Annotated in this window: 9 protein-coding genes; 1 reads left to right on the top strand and 8 read right to left on the bottom strand. The window is 41.5% G+C overall.

Going from position 1 to position 12,695, the window contains the following annotated elements; all coding sequences use genetic code 11:
• Positions 1–13: 13 nt before the first annotated feature.
• From MHI25_RS10350 to MHI25_RS10315, 8 genes are all read right to left on the bottom strand, one after another.
• On the bottom strand, positions 14–970 hold the full coding sequence (locus MHI25_RS10350) for a pectinesterase family protein (RefSeq protein ID WP_076218533.1): 957 nt from the start codon (positions 968–970) through the stop codon (positions 14–16).
• 39 nt (positions 971–1,009) lie between these two features.
• Positions 1,010–2,371, bottom strand: coding sequence for a glycoside hydrolase family 28 protein (locus MHI25_RS10345; RefSeq protein WP_076124983.1), 1,362 nt, complete (start codon positions 2,369–2,371; stop codon positions 1,010–1,012).
• A gap of 22 nt (positions 2,372–2,393) precedes the next feature.
• Entirely contained in the window at positions 2,394–3,515 is a 1,122-nt protein-coding gene (locus MHI25_RS10340) for a glycoside hydrolase family 88 protein (RefSeq protein WP_076191237.1), read from the bottom strand.
• Positions 3,516–3,665: 150 nt separating this feature from the next.
• Positions 3,666–4,769 carry a glycoside hydrolase family 88 protein gene (locus tag MHI25_RS10335; protein WP_076124980.1) on the bottom strand — a complete coding sequence of 368 codons (1,104 nt, stop codon included), beginning with the start codon at positions 4,767–4,769 and terminating at the stop codon, positions 3,666–3,668.
• A 40-nt stretch (positions 4,770–4,809) separates the two neighbouring features.
• Entirely contained in the window at positions 4,810–5,685 is an 876-nt protein-coding gene (locus MHI25_RS10330; protein WP_036679255.1) for a carbohydrate ABC transporter permease, read from the bottom strand.
• A 21-nt stretch (positions 5,686–5,706) separates the two neighbouring features.
• Positions 5,707–6,681: a sugar ABC transporter permease gene (locus MHI25_RS10325; protein ID WP_036679252.1), complete on the bottom strand. Its 975-nt coding sequence runs from the start codon at positions 6,679–6,681 to the stop codon at positions 5,707–5,709.
• A 133-nt stretch (positions 6,682–6,814) separates the two neighbouring features.
• Positions 6,815–8,371 (bottom strand): extracellular solute-binding protein, encoded by a 1,557-nt coding sequence (locus MHI25_RS10320; RefSeq protein WP_076191234.1) that lies wholly within the window; start codon positions 8,369–8,371, stop codon positions 6,815–6,817.
• Positions 8,372–8,560: 189 nt separating this feature from the next.
• Positions 8,561–10,009 carry an extracellular solute-binding protein gene (locus tag MHI25_RS10315; RefSeq protein ID WP_340395366.1) on the bottom strand — a complete coding sequence of 483 codons (1,449 nt, stop codon included), beginning with the start codon at positions 10,007–10,009 and terminating at the stop codon, positions 8,561–8,563.
• Between the two features lie 249 nt (positions 10,010–10,258).
• Between MHI25_RS10315 and MHI25_RS10310 the strand changes: the two genes are divergently transcribed.
• Complete coding sequence (locus MHI25_RS10310; protein ID WP_076184310.1) at positions 10,259–12,604, top strand: helix-turn-helix domain-containing protein; 2,346 nt, start codon at positions 10,259–10,261, stop codon at positions 12,602–12,604.
• Positions 12,605–12,695: the final 91 nt, after the last annotated feature.

Below are 12,695 nucleotides of genomic sequence, written 5' to 3'. Positions count from 1 at the left end.
TTAATTAAATTATCTATTTCCAAAAATCCGTTCCAGCAAAAACAAACTCTTTATCCAGCGTCTCGTCGCCATCTTCAAAGCAATCTGCCCAAGACACACGTTGCTTACTCAAGAGAATTGCATCCTTCACGCCATATTCCTGATAACTAACGGTTTGTTCATTAGCGGTGTTGTCCCAGTTATCCCAGCCAAGTGGATGAATATGTGCACCCAACTGGCAATCTACAAATACGGTTTTAGCATACTCACGCCATGGACGGCCCAGAAACACCGGAGCAATATCAGGAGCTGCTGTTAAAAAGCAATTTTTAAAAATATAACCATACGATTGTCCCTCAGGTGTGGAGGCAGCCGTAATATAACCTGCTTGATTCTCACTATGACACAAGCTGCGAATTTCACATCTGTCAAAATATGCTGTAGCCCCACCAAATATAAAGTCCACTGTTCCCTCTATATAGCAATGCTGATACAACTGCCGATATTGGGCATGGTGTTCTCTCAGTGGTATACCTCCAAACGTAGATCGCTCTTTGGGTGCAGGTGGCAAAGGTCCCGTGAACAACGTGTCCTGATACCCTTTTAAAGTACAATTTCTGAATACGGTTTGATCACAATTAGCATACACAGCTACGGCCTGCCCGATATTTTCACCCTGCCCTGCATTATTGGTAATCACCAGATTCTCCAAGACCAGATGGCTCCCGCCCAGAAATAACGTTGGTGTAGAGAATGTATTGATTTCTTCGCCCGCTTCATCACGCTCTTTCGCGTAACGATTCATAACAATCTCCACGTAGCCAATCCCTATGATCGTAAGATTAGAACGATAAATCCGCACTGCCTCTTTATAGACCCCTGACAAAATATAAAGCGTATCCGCTTGACCGGATGGCCCCTGCTCTAGTGAATCTATCGCCTCTTGAATCGTGTGATAAGCGCAAAAGGATTCTTTTCCTACAACAAGCATAGTGGATTCTTTTCCTCTCAATAAATTGATGACTTTCTCTTATGGACAGACATTCTGTGCTTCAGGTGACACTGTAGCTTGTTCTACTAATTTTTCCGGCTTCTTCGTGTTTTTTGATCGACAATTTATGATCTCTACAGCTTCTCCATTTTCAATGTAAAAAGCAGGCCCTTCATGGTTCTCAATCGTCACCTGATGAAATTGAACATCTCTTGCATTCCCGAGGAAAAACCCGCGATTATTCATGTTTTCGATCCCTGTCATCATGTCTGGATGGCCGGGAATTGCATTCGTCGCCATGGAGATGTCCACATTGGTAAACGTAATCTCGGATACATACTGCTCAGCAAGCCCGTATAAGAAACCCGCTGCGGCATGAACATTACGTGCGGTAATATTGGCAAAATGAATGCGTCTAAAACACGGCGTTTCCTCTGTAATCGGATAAGGATTTTTATCCCACACATATTTTTCTTTCCCGCGTGGTCCACAGAAATAATATAGATTTAGAGTAAACGGACAAATAACGTCCTCCATTACAATATTGCTGATCCGAATATCTTCAATCGTTCCCCCGCGTCCCCGTCTTGATTTCATCCGGATTCCACGATCGGTTTGTTTAAACACACAATTACTAATCGTGACATTACGAATATCTCCACTCATTTCACTACCGAGTACGACACCCCCGTGTCCATGTACCATAGTGCAGTTGGTGATCGTGATATTCTCACAAGGAACTCGTTCTTTGGTATCCTCAGTTCCTGCCTTGATCGCAATGCAGTCATCACCGACATCAATATTGCAATTGCTAATTCGCACATTGGTGCAAGACTCTGGATTAATGCCATCTGTATTCGGAGAGTCGGCCGGGTTCAGAATGGAAATATTATCAATAGTCACATTGTAACAGCCTATCGGATTAACGGTCCAGCTTGGAGAATTGACCAGCGCGATATCTTTAAGGGTTACCCGCTGACAGCTATCCAAGCCGATTAGAGTCGGCCGGGGATACTGCAGCTCTTCCCGGCGGTTCCGAAACTTATCCCACCAGAGTTCACCATTTCCGTTAATCATTCCGCTGCCAGTGATCGATACATTAACTAACTCTCTTCCATAAATACAAGGTGAATGAACCTGCTGCTTCACTCCCTCCCATCTGCATTCCACTGCAGGGTAATCCTCCGGGTTCGTACTGAATGAAAGAATGGCACCAGGATTTAAATTCAATTCGATATTGCTTTTCATATGAATTGCACCGGTTAAGAACGTACCAGCCGGTACATAAACGGTTCCTCCACCGGCTTTATTTGCCGCTTCAATCGCACGCGTTATCGCTTCAGTCGCTAACTTTTTACTATTCTTAAGCGCTCCAAAATCCTCAATATTGTAGATCAACATTCATAAGCCCCCCTGTTCTATATCAGATCCAGCCTCTTAATTGTTCATATTCCACACAAGCCTGTAGGAAAGCACCCACACCTTTTTGGTCGTTAGTGACAATAGGCTCGCTAATGTAATAAGCGAAAGTACCGTCACGTTGGTCCACTCCACCTAATCCGGCTACTTGGCAATTCTTATTTAAATTGACCCATTCTTCTTTGGTTTCAAGTACAAACTCCGAGATAAGTCCTTGGTAAGCCAGATCTAATGTTTCGTACCATCCAGCGTTTAACACGCCTAATCGGATACCTTTAGCCATGGCATACACGATCATACTTGAAGCAGAGGCTTCAAGATAATTTCCTTTGCGTTCCCCTAGATTCATCACTTGATACCAGACCCCGGATTCCTTATCCTGATATGTCTTCACCGCAGTTAAGGTATCATTTAGTATTCGTACCAGCTCGGGATAATCTGAGTGCTCATTAGGCAGCAATGCCAGAACATCAACTAAAGCCATGAGATACCAGCCAAGTGAACGGGCCCAAAAGTTAGGCGAAAGTCCTGTTTCAGGGTCGCACCAAGGTTGAATACGCTGTTCATCCCATGCATGATATAGCAGACCTGTTACCGGATCTTTCGTATGCTTCTCACACAAGATAAATTGTTTGGTTACATCCTCAAGTCCCTGCCCTTCTTCAAAAGCTAGCAAGTAGGCTAAATAAAAAGGAGCGCCCATATAAATTCCATCTAACCAAATCTGATAGGGATATATATTTTTATGCCAAAAAGCACCTTCCGAGGTTCGCGGATGGGTCTCAAGTTGCTTTCTAAGTAAAGCAGCCGCTTTTTTATATTTTTCCTGCTTCGTTTCTTTATATAGAGTCAATAATAATTTTCCGTTGTTAATATGATCGATATTATGCTCCTCTAGGTGGTAGCCCTTGACACTGCCATCTTCCTGAATAAAGTAGTCCATATTATCTTGAATGAACTGCAGATACTTCGAATCACCGGTCTGCTTCCAAAGCCATTCAAAACCGTTCAATACCACGCCATAATCGTAGGTCCAGCTTCCTTTGTAGCCTTTATCTTCATAAAGCTTCGGTGTCCGCGCCATAATAGAGTCTGCCGTTTGAATTGCCCACTGTGATTTCTTCATCCCAACCCCCAAAATATTTATAAATTTAAGAGCTCAAAAACTAAAAATAGGTTCAGCCGATTTAAGGATTCTTTGCACATAAAATAATACGACTTGATTCTCTGCAATCTCAGAGAATCAAGTCATTGTTTAGTAAGGATACCGAGCGATTCACTCTTGAAGCATTGACTGTATTTCAACACAAGCCATCACCAATGCGCCCACACCATGCAGATCATTTTTAACCTTAGGCCGAGTCACGTAACTCTCGTAATCTCCAGCTGAGGTACCGATACAAATGTCCGGCAGAACTAATCGGTTATGCTCATCCCACTGGATTACTTTGGTTAACCCTTCATATCCTTTTTTAGCGGCAGCTGTAGCGATAGTCACATCACTTACAACGCCATGCTTCACGGCTTTGGCAATCGTATAGACGAACAAACATGACCCTGAAGTCTCCAGCCAATTATCTGGCTCATGTCCCTTATCTACGACTTGATACCAAAGTCCACTTTTTTGATCTTGGTAACGAATAAGTGCATCCACAAAATCTCTCAGTGTAGTAGAAAGCTCTGTCCGGGCTGAATCATGGGAAGGTAACAGATCCAGAAATTGCGATAAGGCGAGACCATACCATCCTAATGATCGGCTCCAGAACTCCGGTGAACAACCCGTCTCCGGATTCGACCAAGGCATCCGCCGGCTCTCATCCCAGGCATGGTATAACAAACCCGTTGTCTCATCCTTCATATGCTTGCGCATTAACATTTCCTGATGAAGGACCGTTTCACGCAAGCTTGGTTCATCGTAGACATTAGCATATTTCAAGGAGAATACGCCTGCCATATAAAGTCCATCCAACCACATTTGGTTGGCGTACTTATCCTTGTGCCAATACCCGCCCTCAGAGGTTTTATTTAGTGTGAGCAGTAAATTCCTTAGCTTCTCTGCTGCAATACGATACTTTAGTTTGCCTGTCCGTTCATAAAGAGTGAATAGTAGCTGTCCTGCTTGAACCGCATCCAGCTCATCACGTGCAAAATAAAAGTTCCCGTATTCATCCACCAAATCATCTACATATTCCTGAATATAGTTGATATAACGGTCTTCTTGATAAGCATTCCACAAAAGCTCCATGCCACACAGAAATACACCCTGATGATAGTGCCATCGATGCGCGGGGGGAAGCTCTCCCGCCCTGTAAGTATCCATTAGTGAATCGCAAGCTTTTTTTGCCCACTCTATCGGCGTTGTAGGTATCTGTACAGTCATCTCGAAGCTCCTCCCCTAAGTATAGTCTCTCTCTTTCTTGCTAGCCCTTCATAGAACCCAACATGGCACCTTTGGCAAAATGCTTTTGCAGGAACGGATACACACAAACTATTGGTAAGGTAGCTACAACGATAACAGCCATTTTAATTGATTGATCTGGCGGTGGAACAGCAGCATCCAGTGTAGCGCTGTGATCCATACCGCTGGCAAGGACGACAATTTGTCTGAGCAGAACCTGTATTGGCCATTTCGCACTATCATTCAAATACAGAATCGCATTCATGTAGGTATTCCAATACGTTACCGCATAGAACAATCCGATCGTCGCTAACGCAGGTAAGGATAGTGGCAATACAATCCGAAATAATATTCCAAAATCGTTACAACCATCAATTTTGGCCGATTCCTCCAAACCTTCAGGTATATTTTGGAAAAAGTTTCTCAAAATGATCATATTAAAGGCACTAATCGCTGACGGTAGAATCAGTGATGCGTACGTGTCAATTAGTCCTAATTCCTTCACCACGAGGAACGTTGGAATCATCCCACCATGAAAAAGCATGGTGAACACAACCATGAAGTTAACCACTTTACGACCATCCAGATCTTTTCTGGTAAGAGCGTAGGCCATCAAAGAAGTTATAAACAAACTAAAAATAGAACCAATTGCCGTGACACCAATGGAAACACCCATGGCTTTAAATATTGTATTCGTCGAAAAGATGAACTTGTACGCTTCCAGACTCCATACCTTTGGAATCAGTACAAATTTGCTAGAAGCTAGTTCTGCACTCGTTGTGAAAGAGCCTGCTACAACGTGAACAAGGGGAAGCACAGTAATTAAAGCAATGATCGCAAGCAGCGTAAAGTTTATAGCAGAAAAGATTCTACCACTGATTGTTTTATCTTCTACCATTTCGATTCCTCCCACAAAATATCAATAAACGCCTTCTTCTCCCATTTTCTTGGATAATTTATTCACCATCATCACCATTACAAAGCCTACAATCGATTTAAAGAATCCAATAGCTGTACTGTAACTAAACTGCCCCTGTCTCAAACCAGCAGTATATACATACGTATCGATAATTTCCGCAACTTCTCGATTCATGGAGTTAAGTAGCAGATATACATGTTCAAATCCAAGATCAAGAACGGAACCAATTTTCAGAATAAATAATGTAATAATTACGCCTCTAATCGCTGGAAGAGTGATATGCCAGACTTGTCTAAGTCTTCCAGCTCCGTCCATACGCGATGCTTCATAAAGCCCTGGGTCAATCGCAGCTATGGAAGCTAGATAAATAATCGTTCCCCAACCTGCTTCTCTCCAAATCACCTGAATAATATACATGGGCCTGAACCATCCTGGATTAAGCAGGAAATTGATTGGTTCAAAGCCAAAATAGACAAGCAGCTCGTTGATAATCCCTCCATCCATCGTGACCATTACATAAGAAATGGAGACGATGATAACCAATGACAGAAAATGGGGCAAATAGAAGATCGTCTGAAAGGTTCTTTTGAAAAAGCTGCCTTGAAGTTCATTTAACATCAGGGCAAGAATAATCGGCATCGGGAAATAGATAAGAATATTTAATCCGAAAAGAATAAGTGTGTTCACTAATATATTTAAGAAATCCGGCTCTGTGAACAACCTGCTGAAATGCTTCATCCCTACCCAGTCACTACCGTTGATCCCTTGATAGGGTTTGTAATCCTGAAATGAGATAATTAATCCGTACATTGGAAGATATTTAAAAATCAAAAAATACAGTACTCCCGGAGTTAGCATGACGTAGAGCCATTTATTTCTCCACAGCCGCTTTTTCAGTTCGCTGCTGCTTTTATAAATTTCAGGCTTAGGATTCATTTGAGGAGCTGAGCTGGGCTGTGCGGTGACTTCCTGCATGATATTCTTCCTTTCTCCTTCTTTATTCAAACACGATATTTCTGAACCCCGTGAGGAATAGAAAAGGTTGTTGAAACAAGATCAACAACCTTTTCAGCTACAATTTGTCGCTTAACTATTCGAGTACGGGTTACTATTTTTTGTATAACGCGTTGTATTCTTCAATAATCTTATCTCCACCACGGCTCTTCCAGTTCTCTACTTCCTTCTCAAATCCAGCCTTGTCAATCTGACCATAAATATATTTATAGGTTGCATCTGTAATAATCTGTTGAAGCTCTACGCCTTTTTCTGTATAGGTAGCCGAATCCATAGCAGCTGTTGGATCCGCTACACCAACTTTGACATTCTCAAGAACCAATTGATCTGCATGAATTCTTCCTGGCAGCGTGTTATAGTTCTCGTACATTCCATTGGTTTCAGCTTCGCCGATAACACTGTCCTTATATCCCTTTACTTCACGTTCAATCAATTCTTTGTCGTCAGTAGCTTTTGCTTTACCGTCTTCAACGGTATAGTGAGTACCTTCAATTCCCCAATACATCAAATTAGCTACTTCTGGGGTCATCATTTGATCAAAGAAAGCAAGAATCTTCTTCAGCTCTGCCTCATCCTTGACAGCAGATTTCGGGAACAAGACAACATTGTTATAGCCTGGAATCATCCATTGAGCATATTTTCCATCTGGACTTGCAACCATACTATGCGCATCCAAAACAGCGTCAGGGTTATTCTTAATAGTATCTTTATTGAGGGAATCAATATCTTGCATGGAGCCCCCAATATAGAGTCCACCCTTTCCAGCCTTAAACATATTTACTGCATCCGTTTTACTGGTGGCAGCGAAATCTTGATTAATGTATCCGCCATCACGAGCTTTTTTGAAAAAATCCATTGTGTCGAAATATTCATCGAAGGTAAATTCAGGCGCTAATTTGCCATCCTTCTCACCCCAGGTATTCGGTGTTCCGAACCAAGACGAAACAGTTTTGAAAGCTCCATAGGTCAACTCATTACGGTCAATAATACCGGTAGTATCTTTCTTTCCATTACCGTCTGGATCTTGTTCTGTGAAGGCTTTAGCCATTTCAAATAATTCATCTACATTAGCTGGTGCAGCAAGTCCTAATTTATCTGCCCAGTCTTTGCGGTAAATGATCCCTTGGCGTGCAAGTGGACGCCCGATATATAGGGTATAAAGCTTGTCATCTACTTTCGTGTTATTAAGAATTTCTGGTTTCAATTTGCTCAAATTCGGAAATTCGCTTAATAGTGGACCGATTTCCCAGAATTGTCCGTCTTTTATCGCTTCTTTCATCTGAATGAAGGTTGTCTGATTCTTCAAATATGTTACTTGCGGCAATGAACCCGTTGCAAAAGATGAATTCAGTTTTTCTTCATAAGTATCAGCCGGAAAAAATTGATAAGTCAGCTTCGTGTTGGTCAATTTCTCAAGTTCATTCTTAATCGTATCAGGCGGAGTCTCTGATGTATTCAATGGAAGCATGATTTTGATTTCTGTAGGTTCCTCTTTAGGTGCTTCAGTCTCTTCCACCTTCGTAGTGTTCTCTGCACTTGTAGTTGGGGCTGCTGCTTCTTCTTTGTTATTGTTGTTACCACCGCATCCAGCTAACAATGTGCTGAATGTTAACAGTGCTGTTAACAACATGGTGAAGGATTTCTTCTTCATACCATTTTGACCTCCATAATTTGTATTGGTTACGAGTTCCACGTTACATCGTCGGCAAGGTTACGAAAACAATCATTTCCCCATAACGGCGCGTTCTGAAAGGGATCTGAGCAAATGATTATCGGGATATCGCAGCACAAAAAAAATCCACCGCATTATCCGCAGTGGATCAAAACCTTTTTAACCTATTTACTTTTCTGTCCCAAACTCAGCCTCAGCATATTCCTTAATAATAAGATTGCCTCCACGAGCTCTCCATTTCTCAACCTCTTGCTGGAATCCCTCAACGGTAATGTTACCTAATATATAGTTATATGTAGCATCCACAATGATTGTAGATAACTCCATATTCTTCTCATCAAAAGTAGATGAGCTCAGAGAAACTGTCGGGTCATCAACCAGAAAAGATTCATTATCTTTACTCAGCTGATCTGCTAGAGAGGTTAATTGCTCCTTCTGAGCCACTTCCATAATGTTTTTATTACTAATGTCCGCAATCATTAAAGCATATAGCGGATTCACTTCCTGTACCCGCAGTTGTGAGGTTTCCTCGGGAAGGATAATTTTTCCGCCTTCAAGCTTATAATGCCGCCCCTCAAAGCCATACATCATTATATTGGCTACATCTTTATCCATGGTCCGATCAAAAAATCCAAGCACCTGCCGAAGCTCCTCCTCTGTGGCAATGGACTTTTTGGAAAAGAGATACAGTCCGTTGTAATTGGGGATAGACCACACTTTATATCCATCAGGCCCCTCGATACGATTGATCAGCGTAAGTTCAGCCTTTGGATTGTATGCTTGAGCTTCAATTGACAACCGCTGCACATCAGTCATGCTGCCAATAAACACACCAGCGATACCGTTAATGAATTTATCGCGTTGAACCTCTTTACTGGTAAGAGCAAAGTCCTGATTTATGATTTTTTCATCATATAATTTCTTCATAAAATTCATTGTGTTCATATACTCCGCTGTTACGAATTCCGGAACAAATTGATGATTCTCTAGCTTCCAATTATTTGGTGTGCCAAAATAAGAGCTTAGTGTCTTAAATACACCATAAACAAGATCATTACGATCGACTAATCCAAGGGTATCTTGTTTGCCATTCTGATCCGGATCGTTATATGTAAATTGCCTCATTACTTCATATAGGTCATCTAAGGTCTGTGGATTGCTCAAATGAAGATTGTCCAGCCAATCCTTACGTATTATGACACCCTGTCTGGAGGAAGGGCGTTCTGTATACAGGCCGTAGATCTTACCATCAACAGCGGTCTGCTTAAGAATAGCGGGGTCCAGTGCTTTAAGATTGGGGAACTCCTGAAGATATGGGCCGATCTCCCAAAATGCTTCAGAACGGATGGCGTTTTTCACCAGATTATAGTCTGAGAACTTCACAAAGGTGACTTTTCTCAAGGAATTAGTGGTCAAAGCTGTGTTCATTTTATCGGTATAAACACCCTCAGGCACCCACGTGATATCAAGCTCCACCCCTGTTAATCTTTCGATCTCAGCTATAATCTTTTTTGAAGGCTGCTGTGGAAAATGAAGGGGTGCCAAGATGGAGATGCTCGGGCGAGCTTCTTGCAGTACAGAACCAGCTGACTTTCCATCACTGCAAGCGCTTAACATAGGGAAAACAAGCATGAAAAATAAGCAGCAACAAAACGTTGCCCTTCTACACATAAATTGTCTAAACATTTCTACAGCCTCCTAAGGTATTGTAAGGATTTTCACCCTACAGCTTGAAGATTTTCCATTTTGTAGTCATAATTAGGGTTAATGATTATTGCAGAACGAGATGATTATTGTTATTTTCCACCAGGTTTCATACACTAAGAACAAGTGTCTACTTCTACATAAGTAAAGGTGCTGAGTCCCGTGAGACCATTAAGCTTTTTAAGTAAATTAACGATTTTTGCCTTTGTAATTAGCACGTTGCCGGTGATATTCATCGGTTCTTTTTCCTATTTCACATCATCTAATGAGATCCAAAAGAACGTAAACAACAGTAAAATGGAACTTATATTACAAATCACCTCAAATGTAGAACATAAGTTAACAACTGTCAATCAAACATTAAACCAAGTGATCAACTCTAGTGTATTAAAAAAAGCACTAAATAACCCTTTAAGTGAAACCGATTTCATTTTATATAATGATTTAAGAAACGAAATCCGTAATATGCAATCCTTCGATACGAAACTTGAGGATGTCATCCTGCTCAATCAGCAGCAGAACTGGATGATCAAAAATTCAGGCGTCTACCGTCTGAATGAATACAAAAACCACGCGCAACTCTCTAATCTAATGAATATAGCTGACGATACTTCATGGATTTTGAATCCATCGTCCTTATTTTATAGCGAGGAGAGCATTAACGTCACTGGCTGCAATTACAGTATCAGTCTTATCAAAAAGCTTCCCACCAATAAGCTGCAAAAATATGGGCTTGCCCTAGCTAATATTCCGGTCTGCAGTCTTCAGGATTTCATTAATTCAGATGTGCAGCCACTCGATGACATTATCGTTCTGGATCAAGCTGGCCGCTTCCTACTCCATCCGGATACCAGCTTAATCGGAAAACCTAAAGAGCAAGGCGGATTTAAAGAAGTCCCTTTAATCTCTGATCCTTCTAAACAATCCGGACAGTTCAAGACTGTGATCAACAAAAAGAATTACTCCGTCACTTTCATGCGTTCTCAGTTAAATGGCTGGGTTTATCTATCGGTTACTTCCATGGAAAGCTTGACGAAGGAGTCCAATAAAATCGGTATGTTTACGATAATCGTGTGTACCATTATGCTCTTGTTCTCCATTCTTCTGGCCTGGATCGGCTCCAGGCGTATGTACACCCCTATCGAAAGACTGCTTAATCAGATGGGCCAACGCAAACCGGATATTAAATCGAGACATCGCAATGAATTTCAGATTATAGGAGAACAAGTTCATTCTTTGTTCCAATCCAAATCACAGCTGGAAAAAGAAGTCCGGCAACACTTTCAGCAGGTTCGTACGTTTTTTCTGATCAATGCCTTCCACGGCAATGTTAAGAAACGTGATTTGCTCGAAGAATTAGGGCAATTCGGCTACCAAACCCAGCTTGAAGAATGGAAAACCATGGCAGTAATTACGTTGTCTATTGATTATGCCGAGGATTCCAGCTATGAGAAAAAAGATCTCAGCCTCTTATTGTTCGCTGCCCACAATATGATCGAAGAATTAATCTGTCCTGAACAACGGCTGGCTCCAGTGATCATGGACCATGCGGTAGTCGTATTATTGGGCAGTCCAGACTGCGATACCCAGTCTTTTCATAAGACACTGTATTCGTTAACGGAGAAGCTGCAGCAAGAAATAAATAATTATCTAAAGGTGCAGGTGAGTATTGGGCTGAGCCTGCCCTTCAACGCCTTCGATAAACTAGCCATCGCCTACAGAGAAGGTCTTGAAGCACTGAAACATCGCATTAAGCTTGGCAAAGGCGTTATTATTCAATATGAGAACATTAACTCCGGCAAACATTATCTGAACTTGAACTACCCTACGCATAAAGAAAACGATCTAATGGATGCTATCAAGCTGGCTGAAACGGATAAAGCCAAGGAACTGATTCATTTGCTTTTTAAATCTATCTTTGCCCTAGAGCTTTCACCACAGGAATATCAAATCCCGTTGACCCGCTTACTCAATAACTTGCTCATTATGATGCAGGAATCGGGCATTAGCTTAAATCAGATCTATCATGCTAATGGCTCAATTTTTGAGGAATTACATGACCTTCATACCGTGGCTGAGATTGAGGATTGGTTCTGGAGCATGGTCATTTACCCGATGATCAAAATTTTTATCAGCAGGCAAAATGCCCAATACCAAAACATCTCTGAGAAAATCATTGATCTGATCCAACATGAATATGATACGGATCTAACCTTGGAAGAATGCGCTTCACGGCTGCATTACAACGCCAACTATATCAGCAGTGTCTTCCGTAAGGAGACCCAATACTATTTCAGCGAATATTTAACGATGTACCGATTTAAAATGGCAAAAAAATGGCTGCAGGAAACCGATATGCCGATCAAAGATATTGCAGCCAAATTAAGATACAACAATTCTCAAAATTTCATTCGATCTTTCCGTAAACAGGAAGGGATGACCCCTGGACAGTACCGGGATAACAATACAGGCACTAAATCCAAACCAACATTTGACGAATCTATGTAAAAATCACAAAAAAATCGTTCAAGGCCGAATCTAAAAAAAAAAAGAGTCTCTCTTTTTTTCGGAAAATATGTTAACGTGTGCATATAACCAT

It is taken from the genome of Paenibacillus sp. FSL E2-0177, from assembly GCF_037992975.1.
GTDB lineage: Bacteria > Bacillota > Bacilli > Paenibacillales > Paenibacillaceae > Paenibacillus_AQ > Paenibacillus_AQ odorifer.
Note: the sequence above shows the minus strand (reverse complement) of the source record. Positions and strands in the feature narration are given on the sequence as shown.

What these genes read in the sequence shown, in the direction of transcription:
- MHI25_RS10340 (WP_076191237.1), bottom strand. Translation starts at nt 3,515, where the DNA reads ATGAAGAAATCACAGTGGGCAATTCAAACGGCAGACTCTATTATGGCG.
- MHI25_RS10325 (WP_036679252.1), bottom strand. Translation starts at nt 6,681, where the DNA reads ATGCAGGAAGTCACCGCACAGCCCAGCTCAGCTCCTCAAATGAATCCT.
- MHI25_RS10335 (WP_076124980.1), bottom strand. Translation starts at nt 4,769, where the DNA reads ATGACTGTACAGATACCTACAACGCCGATAGAGTGGGCAAAAAAAGCT.
- MHI25_RS10330 (WP_036679255.1), bottom strand. Translation starts at nt 5,685, where the DNA reads ATGGTAGAAGATAAAACAATCAGTGGTAGAATCTTTTCTGCTATAAAC.
- MHI25_RS10345 (WP_076124983.1), bottom strand. Translation starts at nt 2,371, where the DNA reads ATGTTGATCTACAATATTGAGGATTTTGGAGCGCTTAAGAATAGTAAA.
- MHI25_RS10320 (WP_076191234.1), bottom strand. Translation starts at nt 8,371, where the DNA reads ATGAAGAAGAAATCCTTCACCATGTTGTTAACAGCACTGTTAACATTC.
- MHI25_RS10315 (WP_340395366.1), bottom strand. Translation starts at nt 10,009, where the DNA reads ATGTTAAGCGCTTGCAGTGATGGAAAGTCAGCTGGTTCTGTACTGCAA.
- MHI25_RS10350 (WP_076218533.1), bottom strand. Translation starts at nt 970, where the DNA reads ATGCTTGTTGTAGGAAAAGAATCCTTTTGCGCTTATCACACGATTCAA.